Genomic DNA, 24,422 nt, shown 5'->3' on the forward strand with positions numbered 1-24,422 from the left:
GGTTTGAAGAGAGGAAGGATAGATCAAGAAAATAAGTGTGTTTTTATGTTTTGCTCATTGAAGGGCGGTTGTCCGTTCAAGGAGTGATACCATCGTCCGGTTCAACATCGACGGCCTTGCGTTTTCGATGTGTTCTTCTGTGATTGTATAGGACTCTGGCATTCTTGAAGATTTTTCCGCATTGTCGCTGCTGACCATCTTCCCTGATCACGGTTACGTCACAGGTTTTTGGCCCGCTGTGGAGATTGCTTTTGTGATAGGAAAGAATTGCAGCATTGTTGCAGATTGTCCCGCATCGCCGCTGCTGACCATCCACCCCGATAACAGTTAGGTTACAGGTTTGTTTTCCGCTGTGGTTTATTCTTCTGTGACCGATCAGGGCTACCGCATTCTTGCAGACCTTTCCGCATCGCCATTGCCGACCATCTTCCCCGACAACGGTCAGGTCACAGGTTTTTTGCCCTGTGTGGTCTCTTCTTTTGTGATCCGAAAGGTCTTGGACACTCCTGCAGGTTTTCCCGCATGGTCGTTGCTGGCCATCCTCTCCGATTACGGTCACGCGACAGGTTTTTTGTCCGCTGTGGATTTTTCTTTTGTGATTCGTCAGGGCTTGAGCATTATTGAAGGTCTTGCCGCATGTCCGGTGCTGGCCATTGTCTCTGATTATGGCCATGCCACAGGTTTTTTGTTCGCTGTGGACTTTTCTTCTGTGTTGCGCCAGATTTCGAGAACTATTGAAGGTCTTACCGCATTGCCGCAGCTGATCATCTCCATCGAACGCGATCACACTACAGGTGTGTTGCCCATTGTGGTAACTGCTTTTGTGATATGACAGGGCTTGATAGCTATTGTAGACTGTTCCGCACGACCGCAGCATACCATCCTCCCCGACCAGGGTCAGGCTACAGGTTTTTTGCCCGCTGTGAACTTTTTTTTTGTGGTCCGACAGGGTTCTGACACTGCTAAAGACCAATCCGCATGGTCGCAGTTGATTATCTTCGCTGACCAGAGTTGCGGTACAGGTTTGTTGGCCGCTGTGGTATCTGCTTCTGTGAGATGTCAGGGCTTGAAGATTCTTGCAGCCTTTCCCGCAAGGCTGCGACTGACCATCCTCTCCGATAATGGTCTCTTCACAGGTTTTTGGACCGGAGTGGAGGCCCCTTTTGTGATTGCTCAGAACCGCAAGATTCTTGAAGATCCTCCCGCACGGCCGCTGTTGACCATTTTCTCCGACTACGGTCACGGTACAGGTTTGTTGCCCAGTGTGCTTTCTTCTTTTGTGGTCCGACAGCATAACGGCACTCTTGCAGACCTTTCCGCATAGCTGAGGCTGACCATCCTCCATATAGACTGGCTGGTCGCAGGTTTTTTTTTCGGTATGGGCATTTCTTTTGTGATCCGATAGCGCTCTGGTACTGCTGCAGACCTTCCCGCATGGCTGTTGCCGACCATTTTCCCCGACCACAGTTATCTGGCAGCTTTGTTGCCCGGTGTGACTTTTTCTTTTGTGGTCCGTCAGGGCTTGGGCATTCTTGCAGACTGTCCCGCATGGCTGTTGCTGACCATCTTCGCCGATCACAGTGACGTGACAGACTTTTTGACCGCTGTGGATTCTTCTACGGTGGTTCGACAGGACATAACTATTCTTGCAGACTGCCCCGCAGGGCTGCGGCTGACCATCTTCTCTGATTACTATTGTTTCACAGACTTTTTGCTCGCTGTTGGTTGTGACTTGTGCTGTGGCTGTCTCGATAAAAGGAGTCTCGCAAAGAGTATGTTGGTTAAGATCAAGTCGGTATGATTCAATGGTTGTTGGTTGTGCTTCTGAATGATTAAGTTTAACGAAAATCCCTTCTTCTTCGAGAAGATATTGTGGGTCGAACAGTGCATTAATGTCGCCAAAATCACTGGTGTTCCAGGGCATGCTCCCCGGGTATGTCAAATCATTTCTGAATGACCCGGCAAAGTCATTTATATAAGCTACCTCGTCTATAGGTAGGCTTTCTTCGGGCTTTGGCGGCCATTCAGCGGACTCTCTGCTATCGGATGAGTGTCGGAGTCGACAAGTGCCATGACAGGAATTGACGAAACAATTTAACCCCAAAGTATGTCGATGTGGTTGAGAGTCTTCGTTACCGTCGCCAGAGTCAGAATGCAGGGGATAATTATAAGCTCCTGTGAGCTGGCTGGTGGCTTCTGTGGTTTGTTGGCCGGATGATTGTGAGCGCTGATATTGTGATGGGTTGTGTTCAGAACCGGACATCATAGAGATGATCGCAAGTCTGTGATTTTGACTCGCCTGTTTTTGTTTAATTGGCTTAAACAGCAGTGAATCAGAGTTCCAATAGCTTTTGAAAAGCCAGGCAGCAGCGACAACTGCTCCTGCAGGTAGCCATGAATAAGGAGTGGAGTACTGAGGAGCGTCTTTGCTAGTCAGAATCATTTCGTAAGCAGCCAGCAACTTCGTGGCGTAGAGCCATTGCCACGAAGTCGACTCAATGAGTGGCATTCTCATCCCGTAACTGTCAGGTCTGTGTCGTTTGTCATCTGATGGCAAAACAGGGTCTGCATAGCCGTATGTGTCGGCAATGTCTGACGGGTTGCCCGACGATGTTTGCCGGACAGGCTTTATAGAGAAGTTCTGGTTTGGAAAATCTGTGTTCTGTTCAAGCTCGATAATAAAATGTCTTGTCAACGATCTGGCCTGACAGATGACAGACAATGACAGTAACAGCAATAGCAGCGCTGCAAAGATTGAGTGTTTAATAATTCTGTGCCTGCCTTCTGGTATACAGAGAGGAAGAATAGATCAAGTAAACAGGCGTGTTCTTTTGTCTTTCTCATGAAAGGGCAGGTCTCTGTTCAAGGACTGAAGTCATCGTCCCGGCTGTCATTAACAGGGTTGCGTTTTCGATGTGTTCTTTTGTGATCCCGCAGAGCTTGAGCATTCTTGCAGATCTTCCTGCACAATCGCTGTCGACCATCCTTCCCGACCATGTTCAAGTCACAGGTTTTTTGTCCGCTGTGGACACTGCTTTTGTGAGTCGACAGAGCAGCGGGATTCTTGCAGATTGTCTTGCATGGCCTCTGCATTCCATCCTCCCCAACCAGGGTCAAGTTACAGGTTTGTTGCCCACCGTGTTTTCTTCTTTTGTGGTCCGACATGACTTTGGCACTCTTGCAGGGCTTCCCGCATGGCTGCTGCATGCCATCTTCCCCGACCACGAGCATGTCACAGGTTTGTTGCCTTGTGTGGTTTCTTCTTTTGTGATCCGCCAGGCTCTGAGCATTCTTGCAGAGCATCCGGCATGGTCGTTTCTGGCCACTTTTTGTGACCACGGTTACGGAACAGGTTCTTTGCCCGCTGTGGATAAAGCTTCTATGAGCCGAAAGGGCATGAGCATTCTTGAAGACCCGCCTGCACGGCTGCAGTTGGCCATCTTTCCCGATTAGGGTTGCGTCACAGATTTTTTGCCCGCTGTGACTTATTCTTTTGTGTTCCGCCAGGATTTGACTACTTTTGCAGACCTTTCCGCATTGACAAGGTTGACCATCCTCCCCGAGCACTGTCTCGCCACAGATTTTTTGCTCGGAGTGGTGTCTTCTTTTGTGATCCGAGAGAGCTTTAATATTGTTGCAGACCTTTCCACAGAGTTGCGGTTGGCCATCCTTCCCGAGCACTGTCTGGGCACAGGTTTGTTGTCCGGTGTGATGTCTTCTTTTGTGATCTGACAGGGCTTTGATGCTTTTACAGACTTTTCCACAGAATTGCGGTTGGCCATCCTCGCCGAGCACCGTCTCGCAACAGGTTCGAGGCCCCGAGTGGTGTCTTCTTTTGTGATCTGACAGGGCTTTGATACTGCTGCAGACTCTTCCACATAGTCGTTGCTGACCACCTTCCCCAAGCAGTTTGTCGACACAGATATGTTGCCCGGAGTGGTATCTTTTTTTTTGATCCAAAAGGCCTTGTTGGCAATGGTTAGCGCCTGTGTAAGGGAGACAACCCGAAGATGAAGTCTCTGCCGATTCAATGTCGTCCGTCTGAGAGTCTTTATCGTCTGATGTCGTGAATATAATCTTATCAGCTGCTGCCTGGGCTGTTCGGGAAGGATGAATCAGGTTTTGATTCCATTGGGTTGATGCTGTTGTTTGTTGTGCTTCCAAAGTTTCTGCCGGGGGAGTGCAATGGATTAGCGAAATGGAAAACGGGTTTTTTTCGGCAAGACCATGACTACCCAGATTGAGTAACCCATTGATTATGAGCAAATCATCGGTGGTGACGGGTAAATGCCAAAACATCGTCAGTGGTCGGGTTTTTACAGTACAGGCGGCCACTGCACTCAATGAATGTGCATTATCGAATGATGGTCGGAATCGACAAACACCATTACAGGGATAGACGAAACAATTTAAACCCAAAGTATGTCGATGTGATTGAGGGTCCTCGTTATCGTCATCGAAGCCAGAATGCCTGGGGCTGGTAAAAGACCCTTCGGGATAGGGGGTGGTTCTCGGAGCCTGTTGGCCAGATGCTTGTGAAGGTTGATATTGTGATGGGTTGCGTTCAGAACCAGGCGTCATAGTGATGATCGAAAGCGGGTCATTTATACTCGCCTCCTGTTGTTCATAAGGGTTGAATAAGGATGACACAGGGTTCCGATAGTTGTTTAAAAGCCATCCGACAGCTACGACCGCTTCCAGGGGTAATGATGAATAAAGGTTGAACCCCGTCGGGGCGTCTTTGGTGGTCAGGATCAGTTCAAAAACAACCAACAGATTTGCGGCATAAAGCCATTGCCACGAAATCGATTCAATAAGGGGCGTTTTCAGCCCGCAACTGCAAGTTTTCTGTCGTTTTTTATCTGATGACAAACTGGGTTCAATACTACCGTTTTTGTCGGCAATGTCTGACAGGGGGCCTGGCAATATATGCAAGTCGTTTTTTATCGAAAAGTGCTGTTTAGGAAAATCAGCATTCTGTTCAAGCTCGACAATAAAACGTCTTACCAATGGCTTGGCCTGGCAAATGACCGACAACGACAGCAACAGCAGTGTTGCAAAGAGAGAGTGTTTAATAATTCTATCTCTGCCTTCTGGTCTACTTAGGGTAGACATTAAGCTCAAAAAAGCTTCATTTCCAGCGGCAGAACTCACCTTGAACAGCCAAAATAAAGCTTCGCGAAAAGTATCAAGGCTGAACAAGATGAGTATCGCAAATAGTAGACTAGTTCAAAAAAACTGCTGACGTGTTTCGACCGGTCTGAACTTCTCAGTATGGCGGAACAGCTTGGTTTTACTATACGACAGCGAGATATCCGCCCCTTGGACTTTATCCTTTCACTGATTGATGCCCTTGCTGGTGATGGAAACTGCGATACTCAAGCCGATCTCCACCGTAAATTTAATGAGTTGACGGGGCTGAATGTCTCCTATCGTTCCTGGGCAAATCAAGCTAAAAAAGACGCGATGCCTGCTCTTGTCCTCTGGCTATGGGTGCAGTGTCTGGAAGTCTTTACCCGCAAAGTCATGGCGTTTGATGAGGACAGTCCATTTTCAGAGTTCGAGCACATTCTGATTCATGACGGCTCATCGCAGGCTGTCTACAATGCCCTAAAGGAAACATTTCCCGGCAGGTTCTCAACGGTCAGTCCTGCTGCTGTAGAACTTCATACGACAATGGATCTTCTTACCAACAATCTGGTGCGCGTGCAGCTCACTGAAGATACCCGTTCAGAAAGAGACTGTCTGCCACCACTGCCAACCTCCATGGCTAATATCCTGATGCTGATCGATGCCGGTTATTTTGAGTTGGAACGCTTTGCTGCCATTGATGATCGGGAAGGTTCTTTTATCTGCAAGGCACCTCAGAGTATCAACCCGACGATACTCAGCGCAGTACGGGAGGATGGCAAAAATCTGAATCGCTACAAAGGGAAAAAACTTAAGGAAGTGTTGTCTGGCTTCCCTAAAGATCAATGCCTCGACCTGGATGTAGAATGGCCAGGATTCAAAGCCTGGCCATATCGTTTGGTTGTCCGCTGGAATGACAGGAAACTGAAATGGGTATTCGTTGTAAGCAACCTTAACCGGGTTGAGTTCACCCTGAATGAAGTACTTCAGGCCTATCGTCTACGATGGCAAATAGAGCTTATCTTCAAAGAGATCAAGTCCTATTCAGGGTGGCATCGTTTTAACACTAAATCAGCGACACTGGTGTTTAGCCTGATTCTGATGTCCTTCGTGGTTGTGACGTTGAAAAGGTATCTTGCCCATGCTGCACAGGCGAACCTCTATGAAAGTGGAGCCATTGAAGAAATCTCGACGCATAAGGCGATGAAAAGTGGAACCCGACTGTTTGGTAATGTCATTTTATCCCTTATGAATGCAGGAAAGTCTCTGCTCTCACATACAAGGAAGCTGCTCAACTTCTGGGCAGATAATGCGAAACGTGAACACCCTGCACGAGATGGTTGTTCAGGGCGTACAAGATTAGGTCTTTGTGCTGTGGGTGGGGCTTAATGTCTACCTTAAGTTCTGGTCTACAGAGAGGAAGGATAGATCAAGAAAATAAGTGTGTTTTTGTATCTTCCTCGAGGAAGGGGGAGTTTTTGCTATTCTCAATTTTCAAACAAAAAACCACATGGGACTGGCAGTATGAGCCTTGAGTCAAGAGTCACGGTACTGGAAGAACAACAAGACAAATGGGAGAAAGTGACCGCAAGCTTAAGCGATAGCTTATCGTTTATGCTTCGGTCATATCAGCAATTAGAGATTCACCTGAAAATACATGATCGGAAATTTGACAAGATTGACCAACGTTTTAAGGAGGTTGACCAGCGTTTTAAGGAGGTTAATCAACGTTTTAAGAAGGTTGACCAGCGTTTTGACAAGATTGAAAACTATTTAGAGGATCATGACCGTCGTTTTGACAAGATTGAAGACATGCTAATCCAGATCTTCAATAAGCTCGCGTAGCACAAACCTCACAGGACAGTCAGTACGAGTCTTGAGGCAAGAATCACGTTACTGAGAGCATCGGGAACACTTCCGTCGTTCCCGGCTTCACTCCCGTCATTGCCTCACTTCACATCAACAGGCTTGCGTTTTCGATGTGTTTTTTTGTGATTCGACAGCTCAAAGGCATGTTTGTATACCTTCCCACAAAGTCGCTGCTGGCCATCTTCCCCGATCACGGACAGGTTACAGGTTTTTTGCTCGGTGTGGTCTCTTCTTTTATGGTCCGACAGGGCCTGAGTATTTTTGCAGACCATTCCGCATGGCCGTTGCTGGCCATTATTCCCGGCAATGGCCAGGCTACAGATTTTTTGCCCGCTGTGGTATCTGGTTTTGTGAGATGACAGAGAGTTACTATTACCGAAGACCCTCCCGCATGCCTGCTGCTGGCCATCTTCTCCCACCACGATCCTGTCACAGGTTTGTTGTCCGCTGTGGACTCTGCTTTTGTGATCCAGAAGGGCTTGAGCACTACTGCAGACCGAACCGCATAGTTGCTCTATGCCATCCTCTGTGAGCACTTTTACGGCACAGGTTTTTTGACCGCTGTGGGCGCTGCTTTTGTGAGACGACAGTGATTGTAAATTCTTGAAGACCTTCCCACATAGCTCTCGCTGGTTGCCCTTCCCAAGCCAGGCTAGGTCACAGATTTGTTGCCCGCTGTGAGCTACTCTTTTGTGATACAACAGGGCCTTGGCATTTTTGCGGACTTTCCCGCATGGCCGCAGCTGGCTATTTTTTCCGGCCACGGTCTGGTTGCAGGTTTGTTGTTCGCAGTGGAGTATTCTTTTGTGATTCATCAGGGCATAAGCATTCTCGCAGACTGTTCCGCATGGCTGCTTTTCGCCATCCTCCCTGACTACTGTTACGACACAGGTTTTTTGTCCGGTATGGTATTGGCTTTTGTGAGATGAAAGTACTTTTTTATTCTTGCAGACCTTTCCGCATTGCCATCGCTGACCATCTTTCCCGGCTACGGTCATCTCGCAGGTTTTTTGCCCGGTATGGGTTCTTTTGTGGGATGACAGAGCTTTAGCGCTCCTGAAGAGCTTCCCGCATGGCTCTTGCTGGCCATCTTTCCTGATCATGATCTCGTTACAGGTTTCTTGTCCGGCGTGGTCCCTGTTTTTGTGATTACACAAGTCTAAAGCATTTTTGAAGACCTTTTCGCATGGCCGTTGCCGGTCATCCTTCCCGGTCACAATCTCGTCACAGGTTTTTTGTCCGCAGTGGTATCTTCTTTTGTGTGACATCAGGGCCTGTAGATTCTTGCTGAGCACTCCGCATGGCCGCCGCTGGCCATCCTCCCCGATCACGGTAAGGTTACAGGTTCGTTGCCCGGTGTGAACTTTTCTTTTGTGATCCGACAAGGCGTATTTACCCTTGTAAACCTTTCCACATAGCTGCAGTTGGCCATCCTTCCCGACCAGGGGCAGGTTACAGGTTTGTTGCCCGCAGTGGAGTGATCTTTTGTGGACCGCCAGGGCGCGAGCATTCTTGCAGACCTTCCCGCATGACGACTGTTGCTCATTCTTCCCGAACACTATCATGTTGCAGATTAATTGCCCGGCATTGCCAGTTGTATGGGCTACCTCTGTATTCTCTGAGTCTGAGGCGACCCCGTCTGAGGCGACGCCATTTTTAAAGTTGCAACGATAACAGTGTGCATTGGCCAAATGAGAGCATGAGCTCTGTCCGGGTATTGATCCTGTGTGGTCTGTTGAACTTTTGGATGAATCCAAAGATTGTCGGAATTGGCAAATGTCAATACAGGGATGGACGAAACAATTCAGACCCAAAGTATGTGAGTGCTGTTGAGGGTTTTCGTTACCGTCGGCAGAATCATAATAAAGAAGTTGAGTGAAATAGCTTTTAGGGAAGGTGATGGTCTGTCGGACTGGCTGGCCGGATGATTCTGATGGTGTGGTTTGTTGTGAGACATGTTCAGAGCCAGCCATCACAGTGGTGATCGCAAACGGATGATCCTGAATCGCCTTTTTTTGTTCAATCGGGCTAAACAGCGTTGAATTGGGGTTCCAATAGCTTTTTAAGAGCCAACTGACAGTGATAGCCGCTTCTGAAGGCAGCCATGAATAAGCGTTTCGCCATAGAGAGCTGTCTTTGCTGGTCAGGATCAGTTCATAAGCAATCAGTAGGTTAGTGGTGCAGAGCCATTGCCACGAAATCGAGTCAATGAAGGTGGTTTTCACTCCGTAACTGTCAGGTTTATGTCGTTTGTTATGGGATGGCAACCCGGGCTCTGCATAGCCGTGTTCGTCGACAATGCCTGACGGAGGGCCCGACAATATACGCAAGTCGTGTTTTATAGCAAAGTGCTGTTTGGGAAAATCAGCATTCTGTTCAAGCTCGACAATAAAACGTCTTACCAATGGCTTGGCCTGGCAAATGACGGACAACGACAGCAAGAGCAGCGCTGCAAAGAGAGAGTGTTTAATAATTCTATCTCTGCCTTCTGGTGTACAGAGAGGAAGGATAGATCAAGAAAATAAGTGTGTTTTTGTAACTTTCTCATGAAAAGGAAGTTGTCCATTCAAGGATTAAGGTCATTGTCTAAATTCACATCAAAAGGCTTGCGTTTTCGATGAATTCTTTTGTGATTCGACAGGGCTTGGAGATTTTCACAGACCTTCCCGCACGGCCGCTGCTGACCATCCTCCCCGATCACTGTCACTTCACAGGCTTTTGGCCCGCTGTGGTCTCTTCTATAGTGATTCGTCAGGGTTCTGGCATTCTTGCAAACCTTTCCGCATGGTCGTTGCTGTCCATCCTCAACGACCACCGTTGCGTCACAGGTTTTTTGCCCGCTGTGGATTTTGCTTTTGTGATCCCGCAGGGCATGGGCACTCTTACAAACCCTCCCACATGGTCGCTGCTGACCATCTTTCTCGACCACTGCCACATCACAGGTTTTTTGCCCGCTGTGAACTTTGCTTTTGTGAACCGAGAGGATTGAAGCATTCTTACAGACCGTCCCGCATGGCCTCTGCTGGCCATCCTTCCCGACTAATGCCTCGTCACAGGTTTGTTGCCCGGAATGGAAGATGCTCCTGTGAATCCCAATGGCTACGAGATTCTTGCAGGTCATACCGCATGGCCGCGACTGGCCATCCTCACCAACCACGGTTGTGTTACAGGTTTGTATCCCGGTGTGCTCTTTTCTTCTGTGATAAGACAGAGCCTGAAAATTCTTGTAGATCTTCCCGCATGGTTGCTGCAGGCCATCCTCTGTGACCAGGGTCGCTCTACAGGTTTGTTCCCCGCCGTGGTTTTTGCTTTTGTGATTCCAAAGAGATTGAGCATTCTTGCAAACCATGGCACATACCCGCTTTCGGCCATCCTCCCTGACCACAGTAAAGTCACAGGTTTTTTGCCCGCTGTGGACGATTTTTTTGTGAGCGTAGAGGGCTTGAGCATTCTGGCAGGTCATCTTGCATGGCCGCCGTCGTCCGTTCTCCCCGGCCACGGTTAGCTCACAGGTTTTTTGCCCGGTATGGTAACTGCTTTTGTGAGATGAAAGTGCTCTTTCATTCTTGGCGACCTTCCCGCATTGCTGCAGTTGGCCATCCTTTCCGACTAATAACTCTCTGCAGATTGTTTGCCGCGGGGAATTAGTTGTATCGGCCAGAAGAGTAACCTTTGAGTTCAGGGCGATCCCGTCTAAGGCGATCCCGTCTAAGGCGACCCCGTCTAAGGCGACCCCGTCTGTAGAGTCGAAGCTATCAAATTGTGTATTAGTTTGATGGGGGGTTGAGCTTTGTTCGAGTGTTGCGCCTGTGTGGTCTGCAGAACTTTCTCGACATTCCAGCGCTCCGCTATCGGATGAATCTGAAGATTTTCGGAATTGACAAACATCATTACAGGGATGGACGAAACAATTTAAACCCAAAGTATGTGAGTGTTGTTGAGGGGCTTCGTTACCGTCATCAAAGTCAGAATACAGTAGACTGGTGAAATAGCCTATAGGGTAGGTTGTGATTTGCGGGGCTTGTTGGATGGATGATTCTGAGGGCTGGGCCTGTGCTTGATTAGGTTCTGAGCCAGGCATCATAGTGTTGATCGCAAACGAGAGATCCACCTCTGTCAACATAAATCTCGCTTGTTGTTCAAGAGGCATAAACAACGCTGAATCAGGGGACCGATTGCTTTTTAAAAGCCAACCAACAACGATAATCGTTTCTACAGATAGCCATGGATAAAGATTGGAGCTTAAAGAGGCGTCTTTGCTAGACAGGATCAGTTGAAGAGTAACCAGAAGGTTCGCGGCGTAAAGCCATTGCCATGAAATCGAGTCAATGAAGTTTATTTTTATTCTGTGATTGTCATTTCTGTGTCGTTTGTCATCCAATGGTAAATCAGACACTGTATGGTCGTTTGATCCGACAATAAAAGGCTCTGTCAACGGCTCGGCCTGACAGAAGACAGATAATGACAGTATCAGCAACAGCAGTGCTGCAAAGCATGAGAGTTTAATAATTCTATCCTTGCCTTCTGATTTACCAAGGGGAAGGATAGACCAGGGAAGTAAGTGTGTTTTTGTGCCTTACTCATAAAAGAGCGGGTGTCAGTTCAAGGACTGAGGTCATCTTGCTGGCCCACATCAAGAGGCTTGCGTTTTCGATGTCTTCTTTTGTGCTCCGAGAGAGCATGAGCATTCTTGCAGATCTTACCGCATTGCTGCAGCTGACCATCCTCTCCGAGTACTATTAAGTCACAGTTTTTTTTCCCGGTGTGGATTCTTCCTTTGTGATCCATTATGGCTTTGGCATTTTTGAAGACCTTCCCACACGGCCGCGACCGACCATCCTTTCCCATTACTGGCATGTCGCAGATTTGTCGCCCGGTGTGGAATATTCTTTTGTGTTCCCGGAGGGCTCTGGTGTTGTTGCAGACCTTCTCGCATGCCCACTGCTGACCATCCTCTCCAGCCACGGTCACGTTACAGGTTTTCCGCTCGCAGTGGTTGCTGCTTTTGTGCTCCGAGAGGGCATGAGAATTCTTGCAGACTTTTCCGCATGCTCGCTGCTGGCCATTCTCAGCAACCACTATCACGTCACAGTTTTTTTGCCCGGTGTGGAAGTAGTTTTTGTGAGATGACAGTGATCGATAACTCTTGCATACTTTTCCGCACGGCTGCGGCTGGCCATCATCCCCGATCACGGTTATGCCGCAGGTTTGTTGTGTGCAGTGATCTTTTGATTTGTGGTGCATCAGGGCAGCATTATTGATGCATACCTTTGCGCATGGCCGCTCTTGGCCATTCTCACAGATAACGTTTACGTAACAGGTTTTTTGCCCGGTGTGGTATCTGCTTCTATGAACCGTCAGAGATCGAATACTCTCACAGATTTTTCCACATGGTCGCTGTTGGCCATCTTCCCCGATTATGTTTACGACACAGGTCTGTTGCCCACTGTGGACAACGCTTTTGTGATACCACAGAGTTTTGGCATTCTGGTAGGACGCTCCGCATAGCTGCGGCTCGTTATCCTCCCCAGTCACTATTGCGTCACAGGCTTTTTGCCCGGTGTGGTATCCGCTTATGTGAGACAAAAGAATTTTTTTATTCTTGTAAACCTTCCCGCATTGTCGGAGCTGGCCATCCTCCCCGAACATTATCACATTACAAGTTGCCTGCTGGGCAGGGCTGGTGGCATTACTGGCCAGTTGGGGGCATGAGCTTTGTCCGGATGTTACTTCTGCGTAGCCTGTTGAACTTTCTTCACAAACCAACCCTGCGCTACTGGATGGATCTAAACATTGTCGGAATCGACAAACACCATTACAGGGAGAGATATAACAATTTAAACCCAAAGTATGCAGTTGTCCTTCAGGGTCTTCGTTACCTTCGTCAGAATCTGAATACAGGAGGCTGGTGTGATAGCCTCTAATGTGAGTGGTGGCTTGCAGGGCACGCTGGCCAGATGGTTCTGATGGCTGATATTGAGGTTGATCCTGCTCAGAACCAGGCATCATAGTGTTGATTACAAACGGGCGATTTTGACTCGCCTCTTGTTGTTCAATCGGGTTAAACAGAGGTAAATAGCGATTCCAATAATTTTTTAGAAGCCAACCGGCAGTGGTAACCGCTTCCAAAGGTATCCATGAATAGCGGTTTGAGCGAAGAGGGGCGTCTCTGGTGGCTAGAGCCAGTTCGTTAGCAATCAGCAGATTCGCAGTGTAAAGGCATTCCCACGAAATCAACTCAGTGAGAGGCATTTTTTCTCCGTAAATATAAAAACTCTGTCGTTTTTTATCCGTTGGCAATTCGTGTTCTGCGTGGCCATTTGTGTCGGCAATCTCTGAGGATTTTTTTGGCAATGTGTAGCGGTCACCATTTATAGAAAAATTCCCGTTTGAAGAGCCTGTATTTTGTTCAGGCTCGACAATAAAATGACTTGTACATGCTTCGGCCTGATAAACGACAGGTAATAAAAGCGTCAGAAGAAGTGCCGCAAAGAGTGAGTGTTTAATAATTCTATCCTTGCCTTCTGGATTACAGAGAGAAAGGATAGATCAAGAAAATAAGTGTGTTTTTGTGTCTTACTCATAAAGGCCGGGTGTCAGTTCAGGGAGTGAGGTCATCGCCCTGGTCCGAATCAACAGACTTTCGTTTTCGATGTCTTCTCTTGTGATTCGACAGGTCTTGATTACTCTTGCAGACCCTCCTGCATGGTCTCTGCTGACTATCCTCTGCGACCACTGTCATATCACAGATTTGTTGTCCTGAGTGGACTTTTTTTTTGTGATACCTCAGGGCTAGAGCATTCATACAGACCGTCCCGCATGGCCGCTGCTGACCATTCTTGCCGACTATTACCACGTCACAGGTTTGTTGCCCAGTGTGGACACTGCTTTTGTGATGCGAAAGGGCTTGAGCATTTTTGTAGACCTTCCTGCATGGCCGCTGTTGGCCATCCCCACCAACCACGGTCACATCACAGGTTTGTTGCCCGGTGTGGTATGTATATTTATGAACTGAAAGAGACTGAGCATTCTTTAAGACTTTCCCGCACTCTCGCGCGTGGCCGCCTTTCCCGACCACGGTTACATGACAGGTTTGTTGCACGGTGTGGAAGGATCTCTTGTGATACGACAAGGCTTGAGCATTCCTGCAAACCTTTCCGCATGGACGTAGTTTGCCATTTTCCCCGACCACGTTCACGTTACAGGATTGTCGCCCTGAGTGGAAGTTGCTTTTGTGACATGACAGGGATAGGGCATTCTTGTAAACCTTCCCGCATGACTGCGGTTGGCCATCTTCGCCGATCACGGTTACGTTACAGGCTTCTTGAGCAGCGTGCTTTCGTGATTTGTGCTGTTTCAGGGCAAAATAACCTATGCAGATCGTCCCACATGGTCGCCGCTGGCCATCCTCATCAACCACGACTAAGTCACAAGGCTTTTGCCTGGAGTGGTATTTGTATTTATGATACGTAAGGCTTCTAGTGTTTTTGTAGACCCTCCCGCATAGCCGCTCCTGGTAGTCCTCCCCGACTACCGTTGCGTCACAGGTTTTTTGTCCAGTGTGATATGTGCTTTTATGAACCGACAGGACTTTTGCATTCTTGTAGGCCATTCCGCATTGTTGCAGCAGGCCATCCTTCCCTAACACTACCACGTTGCAAGTAATTTGCCCGGCGGGGCTGGTGTTATCGGCTGCCACTTCTGCTATTGAGTTGGTGATGACCCCGTCTGAGGCAACCCCGTTTACGCTATTAGACGGATCGGAAGATTGTCGAAATCGACAAACACCGTTACAGGGATAGATAAAACAATTTAAACCCAAAGTATGCAGGTACTGTTCAGGGTCTTCATCACTGCCGCCAGAGTCAGAATACAGGTGGCTGGTGTAATAGCCTTTAAAGTGAGTATTGACTTGCTGGGGATGCTGCGCTGATGATTGTGATGACTGATATTGTGGTCGGTCCTGTTCAGAGCCAGCCATCATAGTGGTGATGGCAAACGGGTGATGTTGACTCGCCTCTTGTTGTTCAATTGGGTTGAACAGCAGTGAGTCGGGGTTCCAGTAGTTTTTTAAAAGCCAGCCAAGAGTGATAATCACTTCCAGAGGCAGCAATGAACAAGGGGTTGGGGATTGAGAGGTGTCTTTGGTGGTCAGGATCAAATTATAAGTAACCAGCAGATTCGTAGCGTATAGCCAATGCCAGGAAATCGACTTAATGAGGGGCTTTTTTACCCCGCAGTTGTAAGTCTTACGTCGTATCTTGTCAGGTGATGAATAGGGTTCCGTGTAGCCGTTTGTGTCGGCAATGTCAGGCGGTTTATCTGACAAGGTTTGTTGGTCGAGCTTTATAAAAAAATTATGGTTTGAACAGTCTGCATTCTGTTCAGGCTCGATAACAAAGCATATTGTCAAGGGTTCAGCCTGACAGGCGACAGACAAAGACAGTAACAGCAGTGCTGGAAAGAGTGAGTGTTTAATAATTATATCTCTGCCTTCTGGTTTAAAGAGGAAATGATAGATCAAGAAAATTTTTCTGGAGAGTTATGTATTCCCACGCAGAGCGAAGGTGCGGGTTTTTGGAGTTTTGCGACACTCCCTTAAAGTGCGGGTATCAGCTCAAGGAGTGAGGTTATTGAGTTGGTTCACATAAACAGGCTTGCGTTTTTGATGTCTTCTTTTGTGCTCCGAGAGGGCATGAGCATTCTCGCAGACCTTCCTGCATTGCCACAGCAGACCGTCGTCCCCGACCAGGGTCATGCCACAGGTTTGTTGCCTAGTGTGGACGCTGCTTTTATGAGCCGACAGATATTGATCGTTTCTGAAGGCCTTTCCGCACGGCTGCTGCAGGCCATTCTTTCCAACCACTGTCATAGTGCAGGTTTGTGGCTCACTGTGGTCTCTTCTTTTGTGATTCGACAAGGCTTTAGCATTCTGGCAGACCTTTTCGCATGGCTGTGGTTGGCTATCCGCACCAATTATTGATAGGTCGCAGGTTAGTCGCCCTCTGTGGATGCTGCTTTTATGACACGATAGAGATTGAGCACTCCTTAAAACCTTCCCGCATGGCCGCTGCTGGCCATCCTCCATGATCACGGTTACTTCACAGGTTTGTTGCCCGGTGTGGTGATTGTTTTTGTGATTCGACAAGGCTTTAGCATTCTTGCAGATCGTTCCGCACGGCCGCAGCTGGCCATCCTCCTCGATAACGGTCATATCACAGGTTTGTTGACCGGTGTGGAAATTACTTTTGTGATTCAACAAGGCTTTAGCATTCCGGCAGACCGTTCCGCATGGCCGTGGTTGGCTATCCGCACCGATTACTGATAGGTCACAGGTTTGTTGCCTGGTGTGGATACTGCTTTTATGAGCAGACAGAGATTGAGCACTCCCTAAAACCTTCCCGCACGGCCGCAGCTGGCCATCCTTGGCGACCACGGTTATTTCACAGGTTTTTTGCCCGGTGTGGTAATTGTTTTTGTGATTCGACAAAGCTTTAGCACTCTGACATAACGTTCCGCATGGCCGCAGCTGGCCATCCTCCCCGACAACGATCGCATCACAGGTTTGTTGCTTGCTGTGGAAATTTCTTTTGTGATTAGACAAGGCTTTAGGATTCTGGCAGACCCTTCCGCATGGCTGTGTCTGGCCATTCTCCCTGACAACGGGCTCATAACAGGTTTTTTGCCCGTAGTGAGTGCTGATTTTATGAATTGACAGATCGACAGCATTCTTGAAGACCTTCCCGCACTGCCGTTTCTGGCCATCTTCCCCGATTACGATCAAGTTGCAGGTTTTTTGCCCGCTATGGTATCTGTGTTTGTGACTCGACAGGGCTTGAGTATTTTTGCAGACCTTCCCACAGGGTCTTGGCCGGCCATCCTCTCCGACTGATGTCAGGACACAGGCTTTTTGCCCGGTATGGTATCTGCTTCTGTGAAACAACAGATATTTTTTATTATTGAATACTTTCTTGCATTGCCGCACCTGACCATCATCTCCGACCTGGATCACGCTACAAGTTGCCTGTCCGGCAGGGAGCCTTGAGTCGGCTGCCCCTGCAACCATAGAGTTTGACGCGACACCGTCTACAGACGTACAACCAAAGCAGTGTGTATCAGCGAAATGGGGGTATGAGTCTGATACAGGGGGTGATCCAGTGTTGTCTGTCGAACTTTTTTCACAAACCAGCGCTCCGCTATTGGATGGGTCGTAAGATTGTCGAAATCGACAAACACCGTTGCATGGATAGATAAAACAATTTAAATCAAAAGTATGCAGGTATTGTCCAGGGTCTTCATTACCGCTGCCAGAGTCTGAATACAGAAGGCTGGTGTAATAGCCTGTAATATAACTAGCCGCATGTGGGGTATGCTGACCCGATGATTGTGATGGCTGAAATTGTGGTTGGTCCTGTTCAGAGCCAGGCATCAGAGTGGTGATGGCAAACGGGTGATTAGGACTCGCCTCTTGTTGTTTGATGGGATAAAACAACTGTGAGCCCGGGTTCCAATAATTTTTTAAAAGCCAGCCGACAGTGATAACTGCTTCCAGAGGTAGCCAGGAAATCGACTCAATCAGGGTCGTTTTCATCTCGTTATTGTAAAGTTTGTGTCGTTTTTCATCAGGCGGTGAATCGGGTTCTGTATAACCGTTTGTGTTGGCAATATCAGACGGGCTGTCTGACAAAGTTCTTCGGTCAAGCTTTATAAAAAAATACTGGTTTGAAGAATCTGCACTTTGTTCAGGCTCGATAACAAAGCATTTTGTCAAGGGGTTAGCCTGACAGGTGACAGACAACGACAGTAACAGCAGTACAGCAAAGAGTGAGTGTTTAATAATTCTATCCCTGTCTTCTGGCTTACAGAGAGGAAGGATAGATCAAGAAAATAAGAGTGTTTTTGTGTCTTTCGTATGAAAGGGCGGGAGTCAGATCAAGGGAGACCGTTCAGATTCGTATTAACAGATTTGCGTTTCCGATGTGTTTTTTTGTGATCCGAGAAGGCTTGAGCATTTTTGCAGACCTTTCCGCATGGTTGCGGCTGGCCATCCTTATCAATCAGGGGCAGTTCACAGGTTTTTTGACCTGAGTGGTAATTGCTTTTGTGAGACGACAGTGATGCTAAATTTTTGAAGACCTTTCCGCATGCCCGCTGCTGACCATCCTTATCAACCAGAGTCAGTTCACAGGCTTTTTGCCGTGAGTGGCAGTTGCTTTTGTGAGATGAGAGGGCTTTGGCACTATTGCAGACTTTTCCACATGGTTGCGGCTGGCCATCCTGATCAATCAGGTTCAGTTCACAGGTTTTTTGCCCGGTGTGGGTGCCGCTTTTGTGAGACGACAGTAATGCTAAATTTTTGAAGACCCTCCCGCATGCCCGCTGCTGGCCATCCTCCCCGAGGACAGTCATGCCACAGGTTTTTTTCCCGCTGTGGTAACTGTTTTTGTGACTCCACAGGGCTTCAGCATTCTTGCACACAGTTCCGCATGGTCGCGGCTGGCCATTATCTCCAATCACTGTAAATTCGCAGATTTTTTTCTCGCTGTGAGCGCTGTTTTTGTGAAACGACAGTGATCGTGAAGTCTTGAAAACCTGACCGCATAGTCGCAGCTGGCCATCTTTCCAGAGCACGGTCAAATTACAGATTTTTTGCCCGGTATGGTATGCGCTTTTGTGAGATGACAGGGCTTGAGCATTCTTGCTGACTTTCCCGCATGGTCGCTGCTGGCCATCCTCCCCGACCACAGTCACACCACAGGTTTTTTGTCCGATATGATCGGTGTTTTTGTGATTGTACAGGGCTCTGTTATTCTGGCAGAGCAATCCGCATGGCTGAGGTCGGCCATCCTCGCCGGTTACCGTATAGTCACAGGTTTTTTTTCCGCTATGGTACTTGCTTCTGTGAGATGACAGAGCTCTGGCATTTTTGCAGACTTTCCCGCATTGTCGCTGCTGGCCATCCTCCCCTGATACTATTTCATTGCACTTTGTTTGCCCTGCAAGGTGAGTTGGATCAGCTGATCCTGCTCCCATTAGGTTAAGGAAAACCCCGTCTGAGGCGACCCCGTCTGAGGCGACCACGTCCAGGGCGACCCCGTCTTCAAATTTATAAAGATAGTAGTGTGTATTTGCCGAATAGGGACATGAGTCTGGTTCTGGGTTTGTCTCTGTGTGGTCTGTCGAACTTTCTTCAAAAGCCAACGCACCGCTATTGTATGGATTGGAAGATTGTCGGAATTGACAAATGCCATGACAGGGATAGATATAACAGTTTAAACCTAAAGTATGCGAGTGTTGTTCAGGGTCTTCGTTACCGTCGTTAGAGTCAGAATAAAGGAGGCTGTAGAAATAGCCTTTAATATGAGCGGGGGGCTGTTGGCCGGGTGATTCTGATGGTTGGCCTTGTTGCGGAGCATGTTCAGAGCCAGCCATCATAGCGGAAATTGCAAACGGGGGGGGCTGACTCGCTTCTTGTGGTTCAATCGGGTTATACAGGGATGAATAGGGATTCCAATCGCTTTTTAAAAGCCAACCCACAGCGATAACTGTTTCTTCAGGTATCCATGAATAAGGGCTTGAGCTTAAAGGGATGTCATTGGTGGTCAGAAACAGTCCATAAGCAACCAGCAGATTCGTAGCATAAAACCACTGCCACGAAATTGACTGAATGAAGAACGTTTTCAACCTGTAGCTGTCAGGTCTGTGTCGTTTGTCATCAAGCTGTGAATAGGGTTCTGCATAGCCGTTTGTGTCGACAATGTCCGTTGTTTTGCCTGGCAATACCCTTCGTTCAAGCTTTATAAAAAAGTTCTGGTTTGGAAAATTTGCATTCTGTTCAAGCCCGACAATACAACGTCTTGTCAAAGGTTTAACCTGGCAGGTGACAGACAGCGACAGTATCAGCAGTGCTGCAAAGAGTGAGTATTTAATGATTCTATTCTTGTATTCAAGTCTACAGAGAGCAAGGATAGATCAAGCAAGCAAGCAAGCAAGCAAGTAAGTATGTTTTTGTGTTTTCCCAATGAAAGGGCCGGTTTCAGTTCAAAGTGTCAGGTAATCGTTCCGGTCCGCATCAAGAGACTTGCGTTTTCGATGTGTTCTTTTGTGCTTCGACAGGGCTTGAGTATTCTTGCAGCCCTTCTCGCATGATCGCAACAGACCATTTTTGTCGAGCACGTTTAAGTCACAGGTTTCTTGTCTGGTGTGATATTTGCTTTTGTGAGCCGACAGAGATGCAATACTGCGGAAGATCCTACCGCACGGCCGCTGCTGGTTATCCTCCCCGACTGTGATGAATTCACAGGTTTGTTGCCCGGTGTGATGATTGCTTTTGTGATTCGACAGGGCTTTGGCATTCTTGCAGACTGTCCCGCATGGCAGAGGCTGGCCATTCTTCCCAATCAGAGTAGCTTCGCAAGTTTGCTGCTCGGTGTGGACGCTGCTTTTGTGAGACGACAGTGATGATACATTTTTGAAGACCTTCCCGCATCTTCGCAGCTGACCACCCTCTCCGAGCACAGTCATGCCACAGGTTTTTTTACCGGTATGGTAATTGCCTTTGTGATTCGACAGAGCTTTGGCATTATTGCAGACTACTCCGCATGGCCGCGACTGGCCATTCTCTCCAATCACTGTAAATTCACAGGCTTTTTGTTCGGTGTGGGCCCTTCTTTTATGATTCGAGAGGGCCATAGCATGCTTGAAGAGCTTCCCGCATGGTTGCGGCTTACCATCCTTTCCGACCACATTTTCTTCACAGTTTTTTTGCCCGGAGTGTACTCTGCTTTTGTGATCCCATAGGGCTTTAGCATTCTTGCATATCATTCCGCAGGTTCGTGGCTGTCCATTCTCCCCGACTTCTGTCACGGGACAGTTTTGTTGCCCGCTGTGATATCTGCTTTTGTGATCCCATAGGGCTTTTGCACTCTTGAAGGTCATCCCGCACGGCCGCGGCTGGCCATCCTCACAGAGTATGGTCAAGTCACAGCTTTGTTGTCTGGTGTGGTATTTGCCTTTGTGATACGACAGGGCTGGAATATTCTTGCAGACTGTCCCGCATGGCCGTGACTGGCCATCCTCCCCGACGACTCTTACGTCACAGGCTTTTTGCCCGGTATGATATTGGCTTTTGTGATTCGACAGGGAATGAGTATTCTTGCAGACCTTCCGGCATGGATGCAGCTGGCCATCCTCCCCAAACACGTTGATATCACAGGCTTGTTGCCCGGTATGGGTGCCGCTTCTGTGAGATGACAGTGATCGTGCATTCTTGAAGACCTTCCCGCAAGGCTGCAGCTGGCTATTCCCCCCGAGCACAGTCAAGTCACAGGTTTTTTGTCTCGTGTGAGCTATTCTTTTGTGATCCCACGGGGCCTGAGCACTCTTGCAGTGAATCCCCCATGGTTGTGGCTGTTCATCCTCCCAGAGTACGACCATTTCACAGGTTTTTCTCTCATTGTGGGTGCTGCTTTTATGAACCGAGAGAGATTCAGCATTCCTGAAGATCTTCCCACATTGTCGCAGCTGGCCATCATCTGCGATCAGGATCACGTTACAGGTTGCTTGTCCGACCGGGGGAGTTGTATCGGCTGCCCATGCAACCATTGAGTCTAAGGCGACTCCGTCTGAGGCGACCCCATCTACCCTATTGGAAGGGTCGGAAGATTGTCGAAATCGACAAACACCTTTACAGGGATAGATAAAACAATTTAAACCCAAAGTATGCAGGTGTTCTTGAGGGTCTTCATTACCGCTGCCAGAGTCAGAATACAGAGGGCTGGTGTAATAGCTTGTAATATGAGTAGCGGCCTGTGGGGTATGCTGACCCGATGATTGTGATGGCTGATATTGAGGTTGGTTCTGTTCAGAACCGTTCATTATAGTGGTAATGGAAAACGGGTGATTTTTTAAAAACCAGCCGACAGTGATAACCGTTTCCAGAGGTAACCATGAATAAAGGGTTGGGCATAGAAAGATGTTTTTGGTGGTCAGGATCAGTTCATAAGCAACCAGCAGATTCGTAGCGTATAGGCAGTGCCAGAAAATCGACTCAATAAGGGTGGTTTTCATCCCGTAATTGGATGGTTTGTGTCGTTTTTTATCAGGCGGTGAATCAGGTTCCGTATGGCCGTTTGTATCGGCAATGTCAGACGGGGTGCCTGACAATGTTCGTCGGTCAAGCTGTATAAAAAAATTCTGGTTTGAAAAATCTGCATTCTGTTCAAGCTCGATAAGAAAGCATCTTGTCAAGGGTTTAGCCAGGCAGACGACAGACAACGAAAGCAAAAAGAGTGCCACAAAAAGTGAGTGTTTAATAAATCTATCCTTGCTTTCTGGTTTACAGAGAGGAAGGATAGATCAAGAAAATAAGTGTGTTTTTTTGTTTCTGACACCAGAGGTGGTTATCAGCTCAAGGAGTGGGGTCATTGTCCTGATTCGCATTAGCAGGTTTGCGTTTTCGATGCATTCTTTTGTGATCCGTCAAGGCTTTGAGACTCTTGCAGATCTTCCCGCACGACCGCAGTTGGCCATCCATCCCGACCAAGGCCTCCTTACAGGTTTTTTTCCCGGAGTGGCATTGGGCTTTGTGATCAGACAGGGCTCTAGCATTCTTGCAGGCCTTCCCGCACTGGCATGGCTGTCCATCCACCCCGATCACGATTTCCATACAGATTTTTTGCCCGCTGTGATACTTGTGTTTGTGATCCAGGAGGCTTTTTGCACTCTTGTAGGTCTTCCCGCACGGCCTCGGCTGGCCATCCTCACAGAGCATGGGCAAGTCACAGCTTTGTTGTCCGGTGTGAGCTCTTCTTTTGTGATCCGACAGGGCCTGGGCATTCTTGCAGATCGTCCCGCATGGTTGTGGTTTCTCGTCCTCCCCGGGTACGGTCAAGTGACAGGTTTTTTGCCCGCTGTGGATGCTGCTTTTATGGGCCGACAGAGATTGAACATTCCTGAAGACCTTCCCACATGGTCGCAGCTGGCCGTCCTGCCCAGGCACGTTCACATCACAGCTACGTTGCCCCTTGTGGAAGTTGCTTTTGTGAGTCGACAGGACTCTGGCATTCTGGCAAATCATCCCGCATGGCCGTGGCTGGCCATACTCCCCGATGACTCTCAGGTTACAGATTTTTTGCCCGCTGTGGTATTTGTATTTGTGACTCGACAGGGCTTGAGCATTCTTGCAGACCTTCCCGCATGGATGCAGCAGGCCATACTCCCCAATCAGGTTGGCATCACAGGTTTTTTGCCTGGTGTGAGCGCACCTTTTGTGACTTGACAGGGCTCTGGAATTTTTGAAGACCAATCCGCATGGCCCAGGCTGGCAATCCTCACCGATTTTTGTTACATCACAGGTTTTTTTTCCACTGTGGACTTTGCTTTTATGTCCAGACAAGGCTTGACCGCTTTTGAAGACCTTACCACAGGGTCGCAGCTGGTCATCTTTTCCGAATAATGTTTCGACACAGGTTTTTTGCCCGGTATGGTATTTGCCTTTGTGAAGCGACAGCTTGTGTTTATTCTGAAATACCTTACTGCATTGCCGCACCTGACCATCATCTCCGATCTGGATCACGCTGCAGGTTGCCTCTCCGGTAGGGGCCGTTGTATCGGCCCAATGAGGGTATGAGTCTGATACGGGGGGTGATCCAGTGTTGTCTGTTGAACTTTTTTCACAAACAGGCGTTCCGCTATTGGATGAATCTGAAGATTGTCGAAATCGACAGACACCGTTACAGGGATGGATAAAACAATTTAAATTCAAAGTATGCAGTTGTTGTTCAGGGTCTTCATTACCGCTGCCAGAGTCAGAATACAGGAGGCTGGTGAAATAGCCTGTAATATGAGTAGTAGCCTGCGGGGGAAGCTGACCCGATGATTGTGTTGGCTGATATTGCGTTTGGTCCTGTTCAGAGCCGGGCCTCAGAGAGGTGATGGCAAACGGGTGATCAGGATTCGCCTCTTGTTGTTTACCGGGATTAAATAACTGTGAGTAGGTGTTGCGATAGTTTTTTAAAAGCCAGCTGACAGTGAGAACTGCTTCCAGAGGTAGCCATGAATAAGGGGTTGGGTATTGAAAGGTGGTTTTCATCCCGTAATTGTCAGGTATATGTCGTATTTTATCCGGAGGTAAATCGGGTTCCGTATAGCCGTTTGTACCGGAAATGTCAGACGGGTTGCCTGACAATGTTCCTTGGTCAAGCTTTATAAAAAAGTTCTGGTTTGAAAAATCTGCATTCTGTTCAAGCTCGATAACAAAGCATCTTGTCAAGGGTTTAGCTTGGCAGATGACAGACAACGATAGTAACAGAAGTGCCGCAAAGAGTGAGTGTTTAATAATTCGATCCCTGTCTTCTGATTTACAGAGAGGAAGGATAGATCAAGAAAATAAGTGTGCTTTTGTGGCTTCCTCATGAAAGGGG

At 48.1% G+C, this 24,422-nt stretch carries 12 protein-coding genes; 2 read left to right on the forward strand and 10 right to left on the reverse strand.

The annotated features are described in order from the left end of the window. Window positions 1-76: 76 nt before the first annotated feature. Together ACOMHB_RS06045 and ACOMHB_RS06050 are read right to left on the reverse strand one after the other, a co-directional pair. Window positions 77-2,695, reverse strand: coding sequence for a C2H2-type zinc finger protein (locus ACOMHB_RS06045; RefSeq protein WP_448215896.1), 2,619 nt, complete (start codon window positions 2,693-2,695; stop codon window positions 77-79). Window positions 2,696-2,862: 167 nt separating this feature from the next. Continuing rightward, on the reverse strand, window positions 2,863-5,115 hold the full coding sequence (locus tag ACOMHB_RS06050) for a hypothetical protein (RefSeq protein WP_448215897.1): 2,253 nt from the start codon (window positions 5,113-5,115) through the stop codon (window positions 2,863-2,865). Window positions 5,116-5,241: 126 nt separating this feature from the next. Between ACOMHB_RS06050 and ACOMHB_RS06055 the strand changes: the two genes are divergently transcribed. Next, window positions 5,242-6,519 (forward strand): IS4 family transposase, encoded by a 1,278-nt coding sequence (locus ACOMHB_RS06055; RefSeq protein ID WP_448218607.1) that lies wholly within the window; start codon window positions 5,242-5,244, stop codon window positions 6,517-6,519. A 135-nt stretch (window positions 6,520-6,654) separates the two neighbouring features. Next, window positions 6,655-6,975 carry a hypothetical protein gene (locus ACOMHB_RS06060; RefSeq protein WP_422132428.1) on the forward strand — a complete coding sequence of 107 codons (321 nt, stop codon included), beginning with the start codon at window positions 6,655-6,657 and terminating at the stop codon, window positions 6,973-6,975. Between the two features lie 104 nt (window positions 6,976-7,079). Here ACOMHB_RS06060 and ACOMHB_RS06065 read toward each other — a convergent pair whose 3' ends face one another. The 8 genes from ACOMHB_RS06065 to ACOMHB_RS06100 form a co-directional block, all read right to left on the reverse strand. After that, window positions 7,080-9,404, reverse strand: coding sequence for a hypothetical protein (locus ACOMHB_RS06065; protein WP_448215898.1), 2,325 nt, complete (start codon window positions 9,402-9,404; stop codon window positions 7,080-7,082). Between the two features lie 161 nt (window positions 9,405-9,565). Beyond that, window positions 9,566-11,476, reverse strand: a complete 1,911-nt coding sequence (locus tag ACOMHB_RS06070) for a hypothetical protein (protein ID WP_448215899.1) — start codon at window positions 11,474-11,476, stop codon at window positions 9,566-9,568. A 125-nt stretch (window positions 11,477-11,601) separates the two neighbouring features. Then, a complete protein-coding gene (locus tag ACOMHB_RS06075) occupies window positions 11,602-13,353 on the reverse strand; it encodes a hypothetical protein (protein WP_448215900.1) in 1,752 nt (583 codons plus the stop codon). 247 nt (window positions 13,354-13,600) lie between these two features. Beyond that, window positions 13,601-15,412 (reverse strand): hypothetical protein, encoded by a 1,812-nt coding sequence (locus tag ACOMHB_RS06080; RefSeq protein ID WP_448215901.1) that lies wholly within the window; start codon window positions 15,410-15,412, stop codon window positions 13,601-13,603. A 204-nt stretch (window positions 15,413-15,616) separates the two neighbouring features. After that, window positions 15,617-17,770 carry a hypothetical protein gene (locus tag ACOMHB_RS06085; protein WP_448215902.1) on the reverse strand — a complete coding sequence of 718 codons (2,154 nt, stop codon included), beginning with the start codon at window positions 17,768-17,770 and terminating at the stop codon, window positions 15,617-15,619. 161 nt (window positions 17,771-17,931) lie between these two features. After that, window positions 17,932-19,863, reverse strand: a complete 1,932-nt coding sequence (locus ACOMHB_RS06090) for a hypothetical protein (protein WP_448215903.1) — start codon at window positions 19,861-19,863, stop codon at window positions 17,932-17,934. 177 nt (window positions 19,864-20,040) lie between these two features. Continuing rightward, window positions 20,041-22,248 (reverse strand): hypothetical protein, encoded by a 2,208-nt coding sequence (locus ACOMHB_RS06095; RefSeq protein ID WP_448215904.1) that lies wholly within the window; start codon window positions 22,246-22,248, stop codon window positions 20,041-20,043. 160 nt (window positions 22,249-22,408) lie between these two features. Next, complete coding sequence (locus tag ACOMHB_RS06100) at window positions 22,409-24,271, reverse strand: hypothetical protein (RefSeq protein WP_448215905.1); 1,863 nt, start codon at window positions 24,269-24,271, stop codon at window positions 22,409-22,411. Window positions 24,272-24,422: the final 151 nt, after the last annotated feature.

The sequence above is a fragment of the Endozoicomonas sp. 2B-B genome (assembly GCF_053470045.1).

Coding starts and splice junctions, on each gene's coding strand:
- ACOMHB_RS06050 (WP_448215897.1), bottom strand. CDS start 5,115: ATGTCTACCCTAAGTAGACCAGAAGGCAGAGATAGAATTATTAAACAC.
- ACOMHB_RS06060 (WP_422132428.1), top strand. CDS start 6,655: ATGAGCCTTGAGTCAAGAGTCACGGTACTGGAAGAACAACAAGACAAA.